This is a genomic window from Streptomyces sp. NPDC025638, assembly GCF_055558775.1.
The window spans coordinates 432,926-453,860 of the sequence record NZ_JBVHLX010000007.1; the positions used below are offsets into that span (position 1 = coordinate 432,926).

The 20,935-nt window shown below is 71.8% G+C and carries 14 protein-coding genes; 5 read left to right on the forward strand and 9 right to left on the reverse strand.

Annotated elements, in window-relative coordinates:
- Positions 1 to 31 precede the first annotated feature (31 nt).
- On the reverse strand, positions 32 to 2,635 hold the full coding sequence (locus ACZ4EG_RS21050) for a CHAT domain-containing protein (RefSeq protein ID WP_467791656.1): 2,604 nt from the start codon (positions 2,633 to 2,635) through the stop codon (positions 32 to 34).
- A 133-nt stretch (positions 2,636 to 2,768) separates the two neighbouring features.
- Between ACZ4EG_RS21050 and ACZ4EG_RS21055 the strand changes: the two genes are divergently transcribed.
- Genes ACZ4EG_RS21055 through ACZ4EG_RS21065 form a run of 3 tightly spaced genes read left to right on the forward strand, consistent with a single transcriptional unit; the run spans position 2,769 to position 5,397 of the window.
- Positions 2,769 to 4,205 carry a S8/S53 family peptidase gene (locus ACZ4EG_RS21055; RefSeq protein WP_453545651.1) on the forward strand — a complete coding sequence of 479 codons (1,437 nt, stop codon included), beginning with the start codon at positions 2,769 to 2,771 and terminating at the stop codon, positions 4,203 to 4,205.
- A gap of 35 nt (positions 4,206 to 4,240) precedes the next feature.
- Entirely contained in the window at positions 4,241 to 4,843 is a 603-nt protein-coding gene (locus ACZ4EG_RS21060; protein WP_467791657.1) for an RNA polymerase sigma factor, read from the forward strand.
- A gap of 5 nt (positions 4,844 to 4,848) precedes the next feature.
- Positions 4,849 to 5,397, forward strand: coding sequence for a hypothetical protein (locus ACZ4EG_RS21065; protein WP_453546799.1), 549 nt, complete (start codon positions 4,849 to 4,851; stop codon positions 5,395 to 5,397).
- Here ACZ4EG_RS21065 and ACZ4EG_RS21070 read toward each other — a convergent pair.
- Both ACZ4EG_RS21070 and ACZ4EG_RS21075 read right to left on the reverse strand, forming a co-directional pair.
- The gene (locus ACZ4EG_RS21070; RefSeq protein WP_467791658.1) at positions 5,387 to 6,679 is read right to left on the reverse strand and encodes a cytochrome P450; all 1,293 of its coding nucleotides are present in this window, start codon (positions 6,677 to 6,679) and stop codon (positions 5,387 to 5,389) included. The genes ACZ4EG_RS21065 and ACZ4EG_RS21070 overlap by 11 nt on opposite strands.
- Positions 6,680 to 6,764: 85 nt before the next feature.
- Positions 6,765 to 7,577, reverse strand: a complete 813-nt coding sequence (locus tag ACZ4EG_RS21075; protein ID WP_467791659.1) for an N-formylglutamate amidohydrolase — start codon at positions 7,575 to 7,577, stop codon at positions 6,765 to 6,767.
- A gap of 81 nt (positions 7,578 to 7,658) precedes the next feature.
- Here ACZ4EG_RS21075 and ACZ4EG_RS21080 point away from each other — a divergent pair, with 81 nt between their 5' ends.
- Entirely contained in the window at positions 7,659 to 8,000 is a 342-nt protein-coding gene (locus ACZ4EG_RS21080) for a DUF5713 family protein (protein ID WP_467791660.1), read from the forward strand.
- Positions 8,001 to 8,236: 236 nt separating this feature from the next.
- On the opposite strand, the gene ACZ4EG_RS21085 is transcribed toward ACZ4EG_RS21080, so the two are convergent.
- The 4 genes from ACZ4EG_RS21085 to ACZ4EG_RS21100 all read right to left on the reverse strand — a co-directional run bounded on the left by ACZ4EG_RS21085 (position 8,237) and on the right by ACZ4EG_RS21100 (position 13,900).
- On the reverse strand, positions 8,237 to 10,456 hold the full coding sequence (locus tag ACZ4EG_RS21085; RefSeq protein WP_467791661.1) for an NADP-dependent isocitrate dehydrogenase: 2,220 nt from the start codon (positions 10,454 to 10,456) through the stop codon (positions 8,237 to 8,239).
- 276 nt (positions 10,457 to 10,732) lie between these two features.
- Complete coding sequence (locus ACZ4EG_RS21090) at positions 10,733 to 11,824, reverse strand: mechanosensitive ion channel family protein (RefSeq protein ID WP_453545661.1); 1,092 nt, start codon at positions 11,822 to 11,824, stop codon at positions 10,733 to 10,735.
- A 272-nt stretch (positions 11,825 to 12,096) separates the two neighbouring features.
- Positions 12,097 to 12,861 carry a crotonase/enoyl-CoA hydratase family protein gene (locus tag ACZ4EG_RS21095; RefSeq protein WP_453545663.1) on the reverse strand — a complete coding sequence of 255 codons (765 nt, stop codon included), beginning with the start codon at positions 12,859 to 12,861 and terminating at the stop codon, positions 12,097 to 12,099.
- Positions 12,862 to 12,925: 64 nt separating this feature from the next.
- A complete protein-coding gene (locus ACZ4EG_RS21100; protein WP_467791662.1) occupies positions 12,926 to 13,900 on the reverse strand; it encodes a lysylphosphatidylglycerol synthase transmembrane domain-containing protein in 975 nt (324 codons plus the stop codon).
- A 171-nt stretch (positions 13,901 to 14,071) separates the two neighbouring features.
- On the opposite strand from ACZ4EG_RS21100, the gene ACZ4EG_RS21105 reads away from it, so the two are divergent.
- A complete protein-coding gene (locus tag ACZ4EG_RS21105; RefSeq protein ID WP_467791680.1) occupies positions 14,072 to 15,949 on the forward strand; it encodes an ABC transporter ATP-binding protein in 1,878 nt (625 codons plus the stop codon).
- A 671-nt stretch (positions 15,950 to 16,620) separates the two neighbouring features.
- On the opposite strand, the gene ACZ4EG_RS21110 is transcribed toward ACZ4EG_RS21105, so the two are convergent.
- Together ACZ4EG_RS21110 and ACZ4EG_RS21115 are read right to left on the reverse strand one after the other, a co-directional pair.
- Complete coding sequence (locus ACZ4EG_RS21110) at positions 16,621 to 17,760, reverse strand: ABC transporter substrate-binding protein (protein WP_467791663.1); 1,140 nt, start codon at positions 17,758 to 17,760, stop codon at positions 16,621 to 16,623.
- Between the two features lie 300 nt (positions 17,761 to 18,060).
- Positions 18,061 to 20,826 (reverse strand): SpoIIE family protein phosphatase, encoded by a 2,766-nt coding sequence (locus ACZ4EG_RS21115; RefSeq protein WP_467791664.1) that lies wholly within the window; start codon positions 20,824 to 20,826, stop codon positions 18,061 to 18,063.
- Positions 20,827 to 20,935: the final 109 nt, after the last annotated feature.

Sequence of the window (20,935 nt, forward strand, 5' to 3'; positions counted from 1 at the left end):
GCCGGGTGGTGCGTCTCGTCCGCCCCTCGCCTCACGCCGCGCCGAACGCCGCGAACGCCCACCCCGTCGCCTGGTGCACCGCGTCGCCCGGCAGTGCGAAGCGGGCGTCGCGGAGGGCCTCGGCCAGGGAGAGGCCGGCGCCCAGGCCCTTGTGCAGGGCGAGCATCAGCGGCACCACCGCGGCGTCGTTGACCGGCGCGCTACTCGCCACCACCCCGGCCGTGCCCAGCGGCAGCAGCGCCGTGACCAGACCGAGCAGCTCGTCGGCGCCGACCGAGGCGAGCCGGGCGGTGTCGCAGCTGGACAGGATGATCCGGTACGGGCTGCGGTCGAGACGCTCGAAGTCATGCACGATCAGCGGGCCGTCGGCCATCCGCAGCGAGGAGAACAGGGGACTGTCCGCCCGGAACGTGCCGTGCGCCGCGATATGGGCCAGCGCGGCGCCGTCCAGCTCCTCCAGCACCCGGGGCACCTGCGCGTCGTCGTACTCCAGGACCTTCGCGGTGCCGTACCGGTCGGCCAGCTCGGGCACTTCGGCGCCGCCGGTGGCCAGTCCCGGCCCGCGCACCAGGACATGCGCCCCGGCCGGCGGCGGCTCCGTCTCCCGGGCCCGCAGCCAACTGCTCGCCGACGGCGACACACTGAGCACCCGGTCCCGCAGCGAGGGCAGCAGCGCCCAGGGCACGCGGTGCAACGCGCCGGGCGGCACCACCACGACCGGCCCGGAGCCGAGGTGCGGCACGGCCCCGCCGAGCAGCAGTTCCTCCAGCCGCCGCCCGGCCGCCTCGACCAGCGGCAACCGGCCCTCCGCCCCCGGGTGCGCCAGGCGCCGCAGCCCCGCCTGGACGTGCTCGGCCTCGGCCACCGCCTCCGCGAGCGCCCCGCCGTCGAACCGCCGTACCCGCCCCTGCCCGCACAGCAGCACATGCACCCGCCCGTCGAGCACCGCGAGTTCCACCAGCCGCCCGTCGCCGAGCCGGTCGAGGAGCCGGCCGGGGTCGAAACGGTCCCCGTAGCCGGGCGCGTCGCCATGCGTGTGGTGGGTGCGGGAACGGATCTCCCGTTCCAGGCGCCGCTGTTCGCGCTCCAGGGCGGGCACCGGGCGGCCGTCCATGCGGGCGGCCTCCGCGCGGGCCGCGATCTCCCGGAACGCGGTCAGACCGCTCAGCAGCGCCGGATCGGCGGGCGGCCGGGTGGGCGGCGCGGACAGCACCGTGGCCCGCCAGCGCTCGCTCCACACCAGCAGTCGCCGAGGACCGCCCTGGGCGAGGCTGGCCTGCTGGGCCAGTGCGGCGAGTTCCGCACCCTGCGCGGTGGCCCGGGCCCTGAGCTCCGAGGCGCCCAGCGTCATCCGATGGTCGTCGAGGACGTCCAGACCGCGCCGGCAGGCCTCCAGGACCCCCCGCCCGGAACCGGCCGCCCGCGCCCGCAGCGCCTGCGCGGCCCATCCCGTCATCCGGGCCAGCGGCGGCCCGCCGCGTCTGCTGCGCGCGGCCACGGCCAGATGCCGCTCCGCGTCCGCCGTCCAGCCCAGGGACAGTGCGATCCGGCCCGCGAGCAGCGAGGCCTCCGGCGCCGACGGCGAACCGAAGGACGCCAGCCGCTCGGCGACCGCGGCCGCGTCGGCGACCAGCCGCCCCGAACTGCGCCCGGCGGCCACCCGGGCCTCGATCAGCACCAGCCGTGCGTGCGTCTCCCACCAGGTGCGCCGCTGCCCGGCGAACAGCCGTACGGCGACGGCGGCCCGGGCGATGGCGGTGTGCGGGTCCCCGGCCGACCGGGCGGCCCGCGCGGCGGCGAGCAGCAGCTCGGCCTTGCGGGTGGACTGCCCGCCGATCTCGTCGAGCACCCCGATCGCCGCGTCCGCCTCGGCCAGCGCCTCCGGGGCCAGCCCGGCGGCCATCAGCACCTCGCAGCGCCGGATGTAGAGCATGAAGGTGGGCGTGCCGAGCTTGGCGTACCGCTCCTCGGCCTCGTCCAGCAGCCGCAGCGCCGCCGGAATGTCACCCGACCGGAACGCCGTCAGGCCCCGGCTCTCCACCGCGTCGGCCTTGTCGTGCTCCTGGCCCGTGGTGTCCCACAGCCGCTCGGCCGAGGTGAAGTCGGCGTCGGCCCGGTCCACGGCGCCGAGCGCCAGATGCACCGTCGCCCGCAGGGTCAGCGCCCGTGCCGTCCAGATGACGTCGTCCGCCTGACGCAGCACGGGTATGGCGCGGCGTACGTCCTCCAGTGCCTCCCGGTGGTGACCCAGTACCCACCAGACGTAGGCGCGGCGGTACAGCACACGGGCCCGGGTGTGTCCGCTCCCGCGCGCGACACCGCGCTCGAACGCCGAAAGACCCTGCCGTGTGCGCCCCGCATGCACCAGTGCGACCCCCAGCGTGGCGAGGACGTCCGCCTCCCGGTCCGGCGTCTGAGCGCGCGCGGCGAGGTCGCGGGCGCGCCACAAGTGGCGCAGGGCGATGCGCATGTCGCCGAAGTCCCGTTGCCAGATACCGATCACCTGATGCGCGACGGAGGCGTGCAACGGCGGCGGATCGGCGTCGAGCACCAGCTCCGCCCTCGCCAGCGCCTCGTTGGGAGCGGCGAACACCATCGGCAGCAGTTCGAGAACCGAGTCGCTTCCCGCTGTCACCCCTCGGATGTTAGTGGTCTTCGGATACCCGTCATACACGTCATACGGGTTTGGTCCGGGTCGTCGTCGGCTGTATCAATCGATGGTTCCGCCGCTCTGACTGACGACCGCCGCACCAGTGGGAGGACACGCCATGGCACCTCAGCGATTCCACGAGCAGTTCGACCAGATCCAGCGCTCCATGCCCGATGTCCCCCTGGCGATGGGGCCGGACGACTCCGCCGAGTTCTTCTACGAAAAGGGCTTCGTGCTGGCCCGTGACGGTGAAGAGGCACGGGCCGTCGAGGACACCGTGCGCGCGCACTTCACGCAGACCACCGGCCTGGTCGCGGACCATGTGCGCCGGGCGGGCCCGGTGGAGAACCGGACGGGCATCACCCGCATCCAGGTCGGCGACCCGGGCCACGGCGACCGCAGCGGCGACCCAGCGGTCGGACACGCGCTGCGGGCCATGCGCGAGGCGGAGGGCCGCCGGGGGCACCGGCTGATCAGCCGCAACCACGTGGTCTCGATCGCGGTCAACGCCTGTCCGGGCGATGAACCAGTACCCGCCCCACTCACCCAGCCACCGAACCCGGCGACGGCCGAGACGCCGTACGACCAGGACACCGCCGTCGGAGTCCTCGTCATCGACACCGGGCTGATGCACGACTACCGGTCCTACCCGCTGCTCGCCCACACCGAGGGCGACGGCCAGATCAGGGAGACCGACGAGGCGGGCGTCCTCCAGCAGTACGTCGGCCACGGCACGTTCATCGCCGGGCTCGTCGCGGCCGTGGCGCCCAACACCGACGTCACCGTCCGCAACACCCTCAACGACGCGGGCGCCATCCTGGAGTCGGACTTCGGCACCAAGCTCTTCGAGGCCGTCGACCAGGGCGGCTGGCCCGACATCATCAGCCTCTCCGCGGGCACCTCCAACGGCCGCACCGACGGTCTGCTCGGCATCGACGCCTTCATGCGGGAACTGCGCGCCCAGGGCACCTTGTTGGTCGCCGCGGCCGGCAACAACGGCAGCGCCACCCCGTTCTGGCCCGCCGCCTACGCCTCCCTGCCCGACTACGAGGACGCCGTCCTGTCGGTCGGGGCGCTGCGCGGCGACGGCGAGTTCGGCGCCTGCTTCAGCAACCACGGCTCCTGGGTGAAGGTCTACGCCCCCGGCGAGCGCCTCACCAGCGCCCTCACCGGCTTCGACGGGCCCGTGCCGTATGTCTACCAGCACTCCACCTACGACGCCTGCCGGTTCGGCTTCACCTATGCCTGCACCTGCCAGTACCCGCGCCACACCGGCGTGTTGAGCGAGGAGCGGGAGAGCACCTCCGCCAAGCCGGACCAGGTGATGTTCGAGGGGTTCGCGCAGTGGAGCGGAACGTCGTTCGCCACTCCGGTCGCGGTAGGGCTCGTCGCCGCCCAGATGACGGCGCACAAGGAGCGCGACCCGCGCGCGGCGCGCAAACAACTCCTGGAGAACAACACCGAGTACGCGGAAGTGCGCGGGGCGCACGTACCGGCCCTGCGCCCGGCGACCTGGCGCCCGGCCACTGTCGTGCGACTGGCACCTCCCGCATGAGGGCCGGAACCCTCCCCTCCACGGCGTACGATGACATGCCGTACACGAGGGGTGAGGCCGTGGACCGAGCAGAGGTCGGCGCGTTGGTCCAGTCTGCCGCCGTCGACGGGGACGCGGCTGCCTGGAAGGCGCTCGTTGAGGGGTTGAGCCCGCTGGTGTGGTCGGTCGTGCGCGCGCACCGGCTCTCGGACGCCGACGGCCACGAGGTGTACCAGACCGTGTGGTTCCGCTTCGCGCAGCACCTCGGCCGGATCCGGGAACCCGACAAGGCGGGGTCCTGGCTGGCCAGCACGGCGCGGCACGAGTGCCTCAAGGTGATCAGGGGCCTGACGCGGCTGATGCCGACCGACGATCCCCAGGTGCTGGACCGGGCCAGCGAGGACCGCACGCCCGAGCAGTCGCTGATCGACTCCGAGGAGCAGGCCGCGGAGGCCGAGCGCATCCGGTGGCTGTGGCAGGAGTTCGAGGAACTCGGCGAGCGCTGCAGGCAGTTGCTGCGGGTCCTGATGGCCTCGCCACCGCCGAGCTATGTCGAGGTGTCCGCCGCGCTGGGCATCGCAGTGGGCAGCATCGGACCGCTGCGTCAGCGCTGTCTGCGCAGGCTGAGGGCGCGACTGGACGCACGGGGGGCGCGGTGAGCGAGATGAACGGCGACATGAGCGGTGGGATGAACGGCGACGGGAACGGCGGCGTGAACGGCAGGGGCGACGACGGCCTCGCCCCGGACGAGGCCTTCGCGGATGCGGAGTTCGACGCCGAGTTCGATGCCGGACTTCTGGAGGAGGAGTTGCGGCAGGCAGCCGCGATACTGGACCCGGTCCCGGCCGAGCTGCGCCAACTGGCCATCGAGGCCTATGCGTTGCACGACCTCGATGCCGGCATCGCCGAGCTGACCTTCGACTCCCTGGTCGACGCGATCCCGGTGAGGGGGGCGACGGACCCGCCGCGGATGCTGACCTTCCGCGCCGGCGAGCTGACCGTCGACGTCGAGGTCACCGGTGCGGGTCTGATGGGCCAGGTGCTGCCGCCCCAGCAGGCCCGGATCGAGGTGCTCGGCGGCCTCCAGGCGGCGGCCCAGGTCCCGGTGGACGCGATGGGCCGCTTCACCAGCGACACACCCCCCGCGGGTCCGTTCGCACTGCGCCTGCGCACCGGTGGAAACGTCATCGTGACGGAGTGGCTCAGGGCCTGACCTTTCCGGCCCCGTCCGCGGACCCTGCCCGTGGGGTCCGCGGTTCCCGCCAGGTGACCGGCAGGGTCCGCGGGCCGCGGATCATCGTCCTGCGGCGCCAGGTCACCTCGTCGGGCGGGACCGCCAGACGCAGGCCGGGCAGACGGTCCAGTACGGCATCGATCAGCAGTTCGGTCTGCAGTCTGCCGAGGACGGCGCCGGTGCAGTGGTGCGGGCCGTTGCCGAAGGCGAGGTGCGGGTTCGGAGCGCGGTCGGGGTCGATGCGGTCCGGGTCGGAGAAGACCTCCGGGTCGCGATTGGCGGCCAGATAGGAGACGTACACCGGCTCGCCCGCGCCGATCCGCACGCCCCGCACAACGACGTCCTCCAGGGCGATGCGGGCCAGACCCACGGTGCTGCGGTGCGGGATGTAGCGCAGCAGCTCGTCGAGGACGGTGGCGCGCGCCTCGGGACGGGTACGCAGCCGGTCCAGCAGCCCGGGCCGGGTGAGCATCAGGAACAGCATCTGGCCGCAGTTGTGGGTGACCGCCTCACCCCCGATCTGCAGCGGACCCGCGAGGCCGGCCGCCTCCTCCTTGCTGATCCCGCCCCGGGCCACCGCGGCGCCGAGCAGCGAGTACACCGAGTCGTCGGAGCTGTCGGCGCGGGCCCGGATCGTCTCGGTGATCCACCCGTACAGGCCGTTCTTCGCCCGGTCGGCGGCCTCGGCCCCACCGGAGGTGGAGATGATCCGCCGCGTCCAGCCGTGCACCCGCTCCCGGTCCGCTGCGGGCACGCCCATGACCTCGCTGACCACGGCGATCGGAAACGGCTCCAGCAGCCGCTCGATCAGATCGGCCGGCGGCCCCTCCCGTACGACCCCGTCCATGATCCCGTCGAGGATCTCCCGCGCGCGGGGCCGCAGCCGCCGCATCGCCGCCGCCGTGAACGCTCCGGCGACCGGCCTGCGCAGCCGGTTGTGGTCGGGCTGGTCGGCGAACGCCAGCGAACCCGGGCGCGGCTTGAAGTGCGGGGCCAGCCGGGTCACCTGGCGCCGGGTCAGCTCCGCACGGCTGAACCGCGGATCGGTGGTGATCGCCCTGACGTCCTCGTGGCGGGTGGCCAGCCACGCCCAGCCGTCGCCGAACGGAAGCCGGATACGGGTCAGCGGACCCTCGCGCATGAGGTCCGCGAGGACCGGGTCGAACTCCGTCCCCGCCAGGTCGAGGGCGGGCCAGTCCCGCACGGGCGGCGCGTCCCGGCCGACGGCCGTGCCCCGCTCCGTGCCGGCGTCCTCCGTCATGTTCTCCACCCTGGTACGAGGGCCGGCGCCTGTCCTGCAGGAGTGCTCCAGGAGGAGTGCTGCATGAGGAGCGCTGCACGAGGAATCAGCCGCCGACGGCGACGCGGTCCACGCCGTCGATCAGGGCGGCCAGCGCCGACGCGAGCCGGGACAGCCCTGGCCCGGCGGGCCCGCCGGGCTCGGTCATGTACGTGTCCCGGCGGATCTCCACCATCAGCGCGCCGACCCGCGGGTCCTTCCCGTAGAACTCCAGTGGTACGTAAGCCCCGCTGAAGGGGCTGTCGAGTCCGGTCTCCCCGCACCCGGCGAACGCCTCGCGGGCCAGCTCCGCGAGCGCGGCCGGCGTGTGGAAGGCGTCGGTGCCCACACAGACCGGCGGCCGTGGGCCCGCGCCGTGCAGCTCGTAGGGCAGCCGCTCGGTGGGGTAGGAGTGGACGTCGATCACGACGGCCCGCCCGGTGGCGGCGAGCCGGTCGCGCACCGCCTCGGTCATCGCCCGCGCGTACGGCCGGAAATACCGGCCGAGCAGCGGCTCGGGGTCGGTGTCCTCGCGGCGCAGGGGAGCACGATGCGTGGTGCGGGTGTAGACGGCGCCCATCCCGACGGAGAGCATCTCCTCCCGCTCGTCCGGGAACCGCTCCGGGTCGACGACCAGCCGCGACAGTCGGTTCACGAACCGCCAGGGGGTGGCACCGGCCAGCTCCGCCGCGGCCCGTGCGATCTCGGCGGTGTGCGCGTCGACGATGTGGTCGAGCTCCCTTTCCAGCGCCGCGTCGTCCAGCACGATGCCCTTGCGCACGTCGGCCGGTATCTCCCGTGCGGAGTGCGGCACATGAAGGATCACCGGGGAGTCGTCGGCACCGGGCAGGAGCTCGAAGGACGGTGCGGCAGGGGTCATGGGCTGCTCCCGGGGCGTTGTCAGTGGCGTGCTGCATGATCGAAGGTGCCACATCGGGCGACGACCGAAGGGCGGGGCCGCATGCCCATCAGCAACGAGCAGGTGATCGCGCATGGGTTTCTGCGGGGCCTGTACCGCGACGACTACTACCCCGACCGGGTGGTGGACCGGGGCAGGGAGATCCTGCTGCGCCTGTTCGAGCGCATCGAGACGGAGCGACCGGCGGACCTGCCCGCGCTGTACGTCCTGACCCAGGCGGCCACGGACGAGTTCAACGACCTGCAGGCCGAGTTCGAGGCGGCCGACAGCGAGATCGAGACGGTGGCCCGCGAGGAGATGGCCGAGGACTTCGGGTTCGTCGCCCACGCCTATGGCTTCGTCGACGCGGATGTGGAGGAACCGATCGCCACGAGGGACTGGTGAGGGCCACGCGGGGCTGGTGAGGCCGCCGACAGCGAGTGCTGGGCATCCCGGGAGGATCCTCACCGGCACAGGCACGGAGCCTCGGAAATCACCCTCGGAGTCCCGCACTTCACGGGCCGGACCCCGGCTGCCCGCGCAGCCCCCGGCCCCGCCTGGAAATGCCCCGCCCCGGTCGGGGGTGCCGACCGGGGCGGGGTTCCTCACGGGGGCGGCCGGTGTGCCGCAGGCGTCATGCGTCAGCTCAGGGACGCGAGCGCCTCGTTCCAGGTGGCCGACGGGCGCATGACCGCGTCCGCCTTGGCCTTCTCCGGCTTGTAGTAGCCGCCGATGTCGGCCGGGGAGCCCTGGACGGCGATCAGCTCGTCGACGATCTTCTGCTCGTTGGCGGCGAGCGTCTCGGCGATCGGGGCGAAGGCCTTGGCCAGGTCGGCGTCGTCGGTCTGCCGGGTCAGCTCCTGCGCCCAGTACAGGGACAGGTAGAAGTGGCTGCCGCGGTTGTCGATGCCGCCGACGCGACGGGTCGGGGACTTGTCCTCGTTGAGGAAGGTCGCCGTGGCGCGGTCGAGGGTGTCGGCGAGGACCTGGGCGCGGGCGTTGCCGGTGGTCTTGCCGTACTGCTCGAAAGCCGGGACCAGGGCGAAGAACTCACCGAGCGAGTCCCAGCGCAGGTAGTTCTCCTTGAGCAGCTGCTGGACGTGCTTCGGCGCGGAACCGCCGGCGCCCGTCTCGAACAGGCCGCCGCCCGCCATCAGCGGGACGACCGACAGCATCTTGGCGCTGGTGCCCAGCTCCAGGATGGGGAAGAGGTCGGTGAGGTAGTCACGCAGGACGTTGCCGGTCACCGAGATGGTGTTCTCACCGCGGCGGATGCGCTCCACCGACAGCTTGGTCGCCTCGACGGGGGACAGGATGCGGATGTCCAGGCCCTCGGTGTCGTGCTCCGGCAGGTAGGCCTTGACCTTGGCGATCAGGTTGGCGTCGTGCGCGCGGTTCTCGTCCAGCCAGAACACGGCCGGGTCGCCGGTGGCGCGGGCGCGGGTGACGGCCAGCTTCACCCAGTCCCTGATCGGGGCGTCCTTGGCCTGGCAGGCGCGGAAGATGTCGCCGGCGGAGACGGTCTGCTCCAGGACGACGCTGCCGTCCTGGTCGACCAGGCGGACGGTACCGGTGGTCGGGATCTCGAAGGTCTTGTCGTGGGAGCCGTACTCCTCGGCCTTCTGCGCCATCAGACCGACGTTCGCGACGGAGCCCATGGTGGCCGGGTCGTAGGCGCCGTTGGCCCGGCAGTCCTCGATGACGACCTGGTAGACGCCGGAGTAGGAGGAGTCCGGCAGCACCGCGAGGGTGTCGGCCTCCTGGCCGTCCGGGCCCCACATGTGGCCGGACGTGCGGATCATCGCCGGCATCGAGGCGTCGACGATGACGTCGGACGGCACGTGCAGGTTGGTGATGCCCTTGTCGGAGTCGACCATCGCCAGCGCCGGGCCCTCGGCGAGCTCGGCCTCGAAGGAGGCCTTGATCTCGGCGCCCTCCGGCAGGGCCTCGACGCCCTTGAGGATGCCGCCCAGACCGTCGTTCGGGGTCAGACCGGCCGCGGCGAACGTCTCGCCGTACTTCGCGAACGTCTTCGGGAAGAAGGCGCGCACCACGTGACCGAAGACGATGGGGTCGGAGACCTTCATCATCGTGGCCTTCAGGTGCACGGAGAACAGGACGCCCTCCTCCTTGGCGCGGGCGACCTGCGCGGTCAGGAACTCGCGCAGCGCGGCCACGCGCATCACGGAGGCGTCGACGACCTCGCCCTCAAGGACCGGTACCGACTCGCGCAGGACGGTGGTGGAGCCGTCGTCGCCCTTGAGCTCGATGCGCAGCGAACCGGCCTTGGAGATCACCGTGGACTTCTCGGTGGAGCAGAAGTCGTCCGCGTCCATGGTCGCCACGTTGGTCTTGGAGTCGGAGCTCCAGGCGCCCATGCGGTGCGGGTGGGTCTTGGCGTAGTTCTTGACCGAGGCCGGGGCGCGGCGGTCGGAGTTGCCCTCGCGCAGGACCGGGTTGACGGCGGAGCCCTTGATCTTGTCGTAGCGGGCGCGGATCTCGCGCTCCTCGTCGGTCTTCGGGTCGTCCGGGTAGTCCGGCAGGGCGTAGCCCTTGCCCTGCAGCTCGGTGATGGCGGCCCTGAGCTGCGGGATCGACGCCGAGACGTTCGGCAGCTTGATGATGTTGGCCTCGGGGGTCCTGGCCAGCTCGCCCAGCTCGACCAGCGCGTCGGGGATGCGCTGGTCCTCGTTCAGATACTCCGGGAAGACGGCGATGATGCGCCCGGCCAGTGAGATGTCGCGGGTGTCGACCGCGACACCGGCCTGCGAGGCATACGCCTGGATCACCGGCAGGAACGAATGCGTCGCCAGGGCCGGGGCCTCGTCTGTGTAGGTGTAGATGATGGTCGAGTCAGTCACCGGGTGCTCCGCTCCACGTCTGCAACATTGCTCGACATCAAGATATCTCGTGACCGCCCCCGACTCGACAGGGGCCCGCGACTCGAAAGATCGCCGTCCGCCACCTCGCGCTCGATCCGGCGGCAGGGCACGTCCACCGCATGGGCGCGCTCCGCGCGGGTCGGCTCGGATCCCTCGGGGATGCGGGGATGCGGGGATGCGGGGGTCCGGGAGAGGCGCCATGCCGTTTCCGAGCGTACGGCGACCGCTCCACGGACCCCGCAAGCCTCCCGGCCGCTACTCGAAGGCGGCCGGGCTCGACGTCATGTCGTCGGCGTTGCGCTGCTGCGGAATCATCACCGCGCCCTGCTGCAGCGCCACCGTCCGGGTGGGGGACGGGATGCGGATGCCCTCCTCGCGGTAGCGGCGGTGCAGGCGCTTGATGAACTCGTGCTTGATCCGGTACTGGTCGCTGAACTCGCCCACGCCGAGGATCACCGTGAAGCCGATCCGGGAGTCGCCGAAGGTGTGGAAGCGGATGGCGGGCTCATGGTCCGGCAGCGCGCCGGTGATCTCGGTCATCGTCTCGGCGATCACCTCGGTCGTGACGCGCTCGACCTGGTCGAGGTCGCTGTCGTAGCTCACGCCCACCTGCAGCAGGATGGTCAGCCGCTGCTCGGGCCGGGTGAAGTTGGTCATGTTCGTCTTCGCGAGCTGCCCGTTGGGGACGACCACCAGGTTGTTGGAGAGCTGGCGGACGGTGGTCTGACGCCAGTTGATGTCGACGACGTACCCCTCCTCGCCGCTGCTCAGCCGGATGTAGTCGCCCGGCTGGACGGTCTTGGAGGCGAGGATGTGGATGCCCGCGAAGAGGTTGGCGAGAGTGTCCTGGAGAGCCAGCGCGACCGCCAGACCACCGACACCGAGGGCGGTGAGCAGGGGCGCTATGGAGATGCCCAGCGTCTGCAGCACCACCAGGAAGCCGATCGCCATCACCAGCACCCGGGTGATGTTGACGAAGATCGTGGCCGAACCGGCGACGCCGGAGCGGGACTGGGTGACCGACTGCACCAGGCCGGCGATCACCCGGGCCGCCGACACTGTCACCGCGAAGATGAGCAGCACCTGGAGGCACTGGTTGGTGTGGTGCTGGACCGTTCTGGTCAGCGGCAGCACCGCCGCGGCGGCGGCCGCACCGCCCGTGATCGCCGCCCAGGGCACGACGGTGCGCAGCGCGTCCACCATCACGTCGTCGCCGCTCCAGCGGGTCCGCTTGGCGTGCTTGGCCAGCCAGCGCAGCAGCATGCGCGACAGGAAGGCCGCCAGCAGACCGGCCGCCAGGGCCACGCCCGCGAGGATCAGATCGTCCAGGGTCAGCGCGCGGTTCACCGGTCACCTCCGGGTCGGGAAGCTGCGGCGGACGGTGCCGCCGGCGGCCGGATGTGAAGTCTCGTCACGATGTCACCTGCTCGTTGCCGGGATGTGCGGTCGCACCGGGCCGTACGGCGTCGTCGACCGGCGCGACCGCTCATCCTGCCGTATCCGGCACGGGAGTTCGCACCCCGCCCGGTACCGAGGACCAGGAGATCCGTCCCGAACGGGGCGTCATCGACACCGGGTTCGCGGCACCAGCGTCACTGCGGCCACTCGCAGCCCACAACTCACAGCTCCGTGAACGAACCGTGCCGGCCCGCACCCCCGGCGAATCGTGCCGCGCCCTCCAGCGCCTTTGCCAAGACGTCCATTCCGTAACGGAGTTCGCCCCGCATCGCCGCCGGCTCGTCCAGCCCGTCCTGGTCGAGCACCGAGGCCCGGTCGCCGCGCAGGCACGCCTGCGGGAAGCGGGCGACGGACTCCGCCAGCTCCTCCGCCTCCTGGCGGGCCCGGCCCGTGGGGACGAGCCGGTTGGCCAGCCCGATGTCGTAGGCCTCCCGGGCCGGTACCGGCCGGCCGGTGAGGATCATGTCCATCGCCCGGGAGGTGCCGATCAGCCGGGGCAGCCGTACCGTGCCGCCGTCGATGAGCGGGACGCCCCAGCGGCGGCAGTACACGCCGAACACCGCGTCCTCCTCCGCGACCCTGAGGTCGCACCACAGGGCGAGTTCCAGACCTCCGGCCACGGCGTGCCCGGCGACCGCCGCGATCACCGGCTTGGACAGCCGCAGCCGGGTCGGGCCCATCGGTCCGTCGCCGTCCTCGGCCACCCGGTTGCCCCGGTCCGTGCCCATCGCCTTCAGGTCCGCGCCGGCGCAGAACGTGCCGCCCTCACCCCACAGGACCGCCACCCGGGCGTTGTCGTCGGCCTCGAAGGCCCGGAAGGCCGCGGCGAGTTCCGCCGCCGTCGGGCCGTCCACGGCGTTGCGGACCTCCGGCCGGGAGAGGACGACCGTGGTGACGTGATCCTTGCGCTCCAGACGTACGGGCACGGGTGACGCTCCTTCCTCGGGCGCCGGCCTCGGACGCCCCGTCGGGTCGAAGGAGCACTCTGCCTCAGATGACCTTCAGCCGCACCAGCGCACCCAGCGTCAGGGCACCCGGTACCAGCGGCACCCAGACCGTGATGATCCGGTAGGCGAGCACCACCGCGGTGGCGACCGCCGCCGGACCGCCCGCCGCCACCAGTGCCACGATCAGCGCCGCCTCCACGGAACCGAGGCCGCCCGGGGTGGGCACCAGGGCCACCGCGACCGTCGCCGCCAGATACGCCAGCGCCATGTGGGCCGGCGGCACCGGCAGCCCGAGGGCCTGCCCCACCGCGGCAAGGCCGGCGGCCTGCAGCGCGGGAAACGCCAGGGAGCCGCCCCACAGGGCCAGCGCCCGGGCGGGCCTGGCGTGCACCGACCGGGCCTCGCCCAGCGCGGTGCGCAGGAAGGAGGTCACCGCCGTGCGCAGCCGTCGTACGAACATGAGCGCGCCCGCGGCGACCAGCAGCAGGGCACCGGCGCCGAGGAGCAGCGGGCCCAGGGTCCCGTGCGGCAGCAGGGTGCCGAGCCGCAGCGCGTCCGGGAAGACGATCAGCAGCGCCGCCAGCAGGGACAACCGGCCGACGCTCTCCGCCAGGAGATACAGCGCGAGCGCCGCCGAGGAGCGGGCGAGCGGAACGCCGCACACCGTCATGAAGCGCAGATTCACCGCGCTCGCGCCCAGCCCGGTGGGCAGCAGATGGTTCGCCGCGCCCGCCGCGAACTGCGTGGCCAGCAGCCGCCGCTTCGGCAGCGTCTGCACCACCGCGCCCTGCCGGGTGATCGCGGCGGCCACCCAGGTCAGACAGGTGGCACCGCCCGCGGCCAGCAGCCACGGCCAGGAGGCCGCGCGCAGCTGGCCGAAACCCTCCGCGAGCACGGAGCGATGCCGCACCGCGGCCACGGTGACGAGCAGGAGCGGCACCAGGCACAGGACCTGGCGGACGGGGACGCGTCGGGGGAACCGTCCCTGGGGGAGCTGGGGAAGTTGTACCGCTGTCACATCCGGAGAGGTTTTCCCTGCCGCGCCAACAGCGGGTGGCCGAATCGCGGACGGCGGCTTACGGACGGAAAGCGGCTGAGGGGGGAGAGTCATCGGAGCCTTCGAGCGGGGGGACGTCCATCGGGCATTGACCTCAACGAAGCTTGAGGTCTTACGTTCTCTCCCATGAGCATGGAAACCACAGCCTGGACACAGCTGCACAGCGTGATGACCGCCCAGCAGGAGCGCCGCCCGTTCGCGCGGGCCACGCTGCGCCGCATCGCCGCCTTCGCCCGCCCGCACCGCCGCCGCATCGTATGGTTCGTGCTGCTCGGCGTGGTGACCGCGCTGCTCGCCGTCGCGACCCCCGTGCTCGCCGGACGCGTCGTGGACGCGATCGTGTCGCACGGCGACTCGGGCCGGGTCGTCCGTCTCGCGCTGCTCATCGCGCTGATCGCGGTCGCCGAGGCGGCGCTCGGCATTCTCGGCCGGCGGCTGTCGGCGACGCTCGGGGAGGGACTCATCCTGGACCTCCGGACGGCTGTGTTCGATCATGTGCAGCGCATGCCGGTCGCGTTCTTCACACGCACTCGTACGGGAGCGCTCGTCAGTCGTCTCAACAACGACGTGATCGGCGCGCAGCGGGCGTTCAGCAACACGCTCTCGGGAGTGGTCAGCAATGTGGTCACGCTGCTGCTCACCCTGGCCGTCATGCTCACCCTGTCCTGGCAGATCACGCTGCTGGCGCTGGTGCTGCTCCCGGTGTTCGTGATCCCCGCCCGTCGGATGGGCAGCCGGATGGCCCGCATGCAGCGGGAGGCGGCGGCGCTCAACGCGGCGATGGGCACCCGTATGACCGAGCGCTTCTCGGCACCCGGCGCCACCCTGGTCAAGCTGTTCGGCCGCCCGGAGGAGGAGTCGGCCGAGTTCGCGGCCCGCGCCGCCCGGGTGCGGGACATCGGCATCCGTACGGCGACCGCCCAGACGGTGTTCATGACCGCGCTGACCTTGGTGTCCTCCCTGGCCCTGGCCCTGGTGTACGGCCTCGGCGGCTGGTACGCCCTGCGCGGCACCCTGGAACCGGGCGCGGTCGTGGCGCTGGCACTGCTGCTGACCCGGCTGTACGCGCCGCTCACCGCGCTCGCCGGGGCCCGCGTCGAGGTGATGAGCGCGATGGTCAGCTTCGAGCGGGTGTTCGAGGTGCTCGACCTGAAGCCGCTGATCGAGGAGCGACCGGACCCGGAAGAACTGCCCGAGGGCCCGGTGGCGGTGGAGTTCGAGGACGTCCGCTTCGGCTACCCGGCCGCCGACAAGGTCTCCCTGGCCTCCCTGGAGGAGGTCGCCACCCTCGACACCCGCGGCGGCGCCGAGGTCCTGCACGGGGTCTCCTTCCGCGCCGAACCCGGCCAGACGGTCGCCCTGGTCGGCTCCTCCGGCGCCGGGAAGTCCACGATCGCCGCCCTGCTCCCGCGCCTGTACGACGTCGACGAGGGCGCCGTCCGCCTCGGCGGCACCGACGTACGCGACCTCAGCGCCGCCTCCCTGCGCGCCACCCTCGGCATGGTCACCCAGGACGGCCACCTCTTCCACGACTCCGTCCGCGCCAACCTCCTGCTGGCCCGCCCGACGGCCACCGACGAGGAATTGTGGGAGGCGCTCGGCCGCGCCCGCCTCGACGACGTCGTACGGTCCCTGCCCGACGGCCTGGACACGGTGGTCGGGGAACGCGGCTACCGCCTCTCCGGGGGCGAGCGCCAGCGCATGACCATCGCCCGCCTGCTGCTGGCCCGCCAGCGCGTCGTCATCCTCGACGAGGCCACCGCCCATCTGGACAACACCTCGGAGGCGGCCGTCCAGGAGGCCCTGACCGAGGCGCTGGCCGACCGGACCGCCGTCGTCATCGCCCACCGCCTCTCCACGGTCCGCGCGGCGGACGTGATCCTGGTCGTCGAGGCCGGCCGCATCGTGGAGCGGGGCACGCACGCGGACCTTCTGGCGGCCGGCGGCCGCTACGCGGAACTGCACCGCACCCAGTTCGAGAAGCAGACCGCGGAGGTCACGACGCCCTGAACGGCAACTGTGTCGAGCCGGCCCACGCCGTAACGGATGCGGGCCTGCACCTCGTTGGGCGCCTCGGGCGGGGCCGCAGTCCCGCTCGCGCCGTGGCGATGGTCACCAACTGCTGCGAAGCCCGTTGCGCAGGCCGGCGTCGGCGACTCGCTGCAAGGTGCGAAAACAGCCCTTGACCTGCAAAAACGAAGGCAGGGAGCCTATCCGTGGGAGTGCACCGATGTTGCGTACCATGGTCAAGTCCAAGATCTGGCTTGGACGTTGCGCAGGCCAGCGGCGTGATGGCCGCGTCCGGGTCGGCAAATCAGCCAGCCCTTGGGATGGGGTCATTCTTCAAGGAGTGTGGTGTTCCAGGCCGCCCCAGGAAGCGAACAGGCCGCGTTCGCCGGACAGACGGAGCCGACGTCCTCTCGCGTGCCGACGAGCGAATCGTTCGCCGATCTTCTCACCGACGGGTGCGAGAGGGCACAGCGGCAGAGCGCCGCGGCAGGTGGGGCATCGTCGGCCTGCGCCGCTGAGCACACAGCGGTTCACCGTCCACTTCACGAATCGGACGAGCAGCAGCGTCCAGGGGACCCGCTGGACCGGCTCACCCCTGCTCGATCGGACGCGCCCGGTCCGTGTCGCTGCCCGTTCACTGCACACCTGATGGGCGACGGGGACCGTCCCAGCTAGCCGGAGACGGCCTTCGCCCAGCCCTGGTTGACCGTCTCCCTGGCCTTCTCGAGTTGCGCGTCCGTCGGGAACTGCGGCGTTCCCTCAACCGTCGGCAGTCGTGCGGCGGCGGCCTTGTCGAGGGTGCCGTCCCGCCTCATGGCGTCCATGAGCACTGGGCGGGCAAAGGCGCGCAGCCGGAGGTTCTGGCCCTCTGGGCTGAAGAGGTACTCCTGCCACAGCCGGGCAGCCGCCGGGTGCGGGGCGTTCTTGTTGATCGCCAGCGCGAAATACTGGGCGAAGCTGCCGTCGAAGGGGATCGCAACCTGCCAGTTCACGCCCTTGTCGCGGAGCTGGTCGGCGTAATGGAGGTTGATGTAGTCCCAGTTGATGCTGATGGGGGTCCGGCCGTCCTCGACCGTTGCCGAGTTGGAATTGAGGGGGTTGAAGTTGCCGTTCCTCTTGAGTTCGGCGAAGAAGTCGAGACCGGGCTGGATGTTGTCGAACGACCCGCCGTTCGCCAGCGCGGCCGCGTAGACGCTGTCGAAGGCGGTCGCCGACCGGGGCGGGTCGCCTTCGAGCGCGACCATGCCCTTGTGATCGGGATTCAGAAGATCGGCGAAGGTTGCCGGGCAGACCTTGACCCGGTTGGCGTCGCAGCCGATGGAGATGTAGCCCCCGTAGTTGTTGTACCAGCGGGCCTTCGAGTCCTTCTGATTGCCGGGAATCGCATCGTAAGCGGCTACCTTGTACGGCGCGAGCAGATTCCGCGCCGCGGCGTTCCGCGCGAACGTATCGCCCACGTCGATCACGTCGGGTGCTGTCGGCCGGTTCCCGCTCTTCCTCAGGGCGTCGATCTCGTCCTCGCTGTGGCCCAGCGGATCCTCGACCGTGACCTTGATCCGGTACTTCTTCTCGAAGCCGTCGATCAGGCCGCCGTAGTCGGCCCAGTCACGCGGCAGCGCGATCGCTCTGAGCGTGCCCTCCTGTTTCGCTGCGGAGATCAGTGCGCGCATGCCGCCCACGTTCTCGGCGGACGTAGCCACTGACGGCTTCGCGGGTGTGGCGGGCGGTGTGTTCTCGCAAGCGCTCATGCCCAGTGCCACGAGAGCGAAGCAGCCGAAGACCACCACTGCTCGGGCACACGGTGTGGTCACGACTGCTCCCCGGGCGTGGGGTGTGAGGTGGTCACCTCGGGCGGCTGCCGGCAGCACCACTGTGCCCGGATCGGCGGTCCTTCCGCTGTGCCTCCCGGCTTCCATGGGTCCACTGCGCCGACGAAGTGGTCATAGAGGCCAGGGTACCCGGCCGCCTCGATGGCGGAATGTCGACCGGAAGCGTGCGATCAGCATCTTTACCCGGCTGGACGATGGTTCCGTACGCCCCGGGCCGCAGCCGCACCCATGCGGGCACGCGGGCGTGCGCGACGGTGGAGGGACGGAACGTACGCGCTCACCTCACAGTGCCGTGTCGTCCCATTGGCCGAGCAGAACCTCGTCGAGTCCTTCCGCCTCCGGCGTGGCGCCGCCGTGGAGGGACTGTTCGGCCCAGATGACTTTGCCGGTGGGCGTGTAGCGGGTCCCCCAGCGTTCGGCGAACCGGGCGACCAGGAAGAGTCCGCGGCCGCCTTCGTCGGTGACTTTCGCCCGGCGCAGCCGGGGCGAGGTGCTGCTGCCGTCGGAGACCTCGAAGATCAGGGTGCCCGCGCCGGGGGTGCTGATCGGCACGGTGCGCAGCAGCCGGACGGCGATGGGCTCGGCGCCGTAGCGGATGGCGTTCGTGATCAGCTCGCTGAGGACGAGTTCGGCGGTGAAGCCGACCTGCTCCAGCCCCCACTCCGTCAGCCGGCGGGCGCAGGCGGTGCGCACCGGGGCCACCGCCGCCGGGTCACGGGGCACGTCCCACTCGGCGACCTGCTCTGGTCCGAGTCGGTGCGTGCGGGCCACCAGCAGCGCGATGTCATCCCTGGGCCGGTCGGACAGCATGGCCTCCATCACCGCCGCGCAGGTGGCCTCCGGCGTGAGGCTCGGCCCTGTCAGAGCATCGCGCAGGGCCTCCAGACCGACGTCCAGGTCCCGGACGCGGTCCTCGATCAGGCCGTCGGTGTAAAGCACCAGTCGGGAACCCTCGGGCACGGTGAGCTCGGCGGTCTCGACAGGCAGGCCGGCTCCGAGTCCCAGTGGCGGGGAGACGGGCAGCTGAGGGAAGTCGACGGTCCCGTCGGGCCGGACCACCGCCGGTCCCGGATGACCGGCGGTGGCGACGGCCAGCCGCCCGGAGGTGGGGTCGTAGACGGCGTATTGGCAGGTCGCCCCGGTGATCATCCCCCGTCCGTCCTCCGCGGCGACCTCCTCGGCGTCGATCTGCGCCACCAGCTCGTCCAGTCGGCCCAGCAACTCCTCCACGGGCATGTCCAGGCCGGCGAAGTTGCGCACAGCGGTGCGCAGCCGGCCCATGGTCGCCGCGGCGTGCAGACCGTGGCCGACGACATCGCCTACGACCAGTGCCACCCGGGTACCGGACAGCGGGATGACGTCGAACCAGTCCCCGCCCACCCCGCTCTGGGCCGGCAGGTAGCGGTAGGCCACGTCGAGGGCGGACTGCTCGGGCAGCGCGCGTGGCAGCAGGCTGTGCTGCAGGGTGACGGCCATGGCGTGTTCGCGGGTGTAGCGGCGGGCGTTGTCGATGCACACAGCCGCCCGGGCGGCCAACTCCTCGGCGAAGGACACGTCGTCGTCCTCGAACGACGGGGAGCCCTTCGCGCGCCAGAAGTCCACCGCTCCCAGCACCACGCCGCGGGCTCGCAACGGAACCACGAGCATCGAGTGGATGCCGTGGTCGAGGATCCGCCGGGCACGTTCGGGGTGCTGGTCCCGCCAGCCGTCGGAGGCGCTCAGTTCCCCGACCAGGACCGGTCGGCCGTCGGCCATCGCCACGGAGACGGGGTGGCCCGGGACGAACCGGATCAGCTCGCCGACGGGATGGAGGAGATGGTCCTCCTCCAGACCGGCGACGGCGCTGCGGCGCAACTCGGTGATCCCGGTGGTCGCACCGGAGGACTCCTCGCCGCGCAGGATCGGGTCCAGCAGTTCGACGGTGACGATGTCGGCGAACCGGGGCACCGCCACCTCGGCCAGTTCCTCGGCTGTGCGCTTCACATCGAGCGTGGTGCCGATCCGCAGCCCGGCGTCGTAGAGCCGGTTCAACCGTTCGCGCGCCACCTCCGCCCGGCCGGAGAGGGCCCGCAGCTCGGTGGTGTCCCGGAGCGTCACCACGCTGCCGACCGGTCCGTGAGGTGCGGTGAGCCGTTTGCTGACCGCGAGCAGCCGGTCGGCCGCCAGGTACACCTCGTCGGTGGCGGGGCGATCGGAGGCCAGCAGCCCGGCGAGGTCCTCATCCAGCCCCAGATCGGTGATGTCTCGCCGCTCCGCGTCCGCCGGCAGGTCCAGGAGCCGTCGTGCCTCGTCGTTGGCCAGCAGCAGCCGGCCGTCACCGCCGAGGATCAGCACTCCTTCCCGCACCGCGTGCAGCACCGCGTCGTGGTGCTCGTACATCCGGGTCATCTCGGTCGGCCCCAGCCCGTGGGTCTGCCGGCGCAACCGTCGGCTCACCAGGCCCGACCCGCCTGCGGCGACGACAAGGGCCATGGCGGCGCCGCCGAAGAGGAACGGCAGCTGCGTGTTCAGCCTGTGCTGCACCTTCTCGACCGTGACGGGCACGGCGACGATGGCGACGACCGAGCCGTCAGGACCCCTGACGGGGACCGCCGAGATCACGGAGAGCCCCAGGGACCCCTGGAAGGTATTCGTGAAGGGCTTGCCCGTCGCCGCCTTCGCGTAAGGCCCGATGATGTGTTTCCCGATCTGATGCGGGTCGCTGTGGGTGAGTGTGATCCCGTTCAGTCCGTACACGATGATGGCGTCGACGCCCGCGGCCTTCCGGGCCGCCTCCGCGCGCGGCTCCAGCACCGCGGTCGGGTTCGCGCTGTTCAGCGCCGGCACGATCCCCGCGGCGTTCGCGAACGTCTGCGCCGCGGTGAGCGTCCGGTGGCGGGCGTCCGCCATGACGTCGCGTCGTGCCTGCACCACGAGGGCCACCAGGGCGGCGGCGACGAGCAGCACCACGATCGCCAGCTCGAGCAGGAAGACCTGGCCGGCGAGGCTGTGCACGCTCAGCAGCGAGCCGGACCGCCATGCCCCTCCCTCCTGACGGTGAGTCCTCATGGACGCATCAGGCGCATCACGTCCGGATTGATCCGAAACTTCCCTCATGTAGTCTTTCTATCGTTTGCGGGTGCTTGACCACCAAGCGACCGAGACGGACCGGTCCACG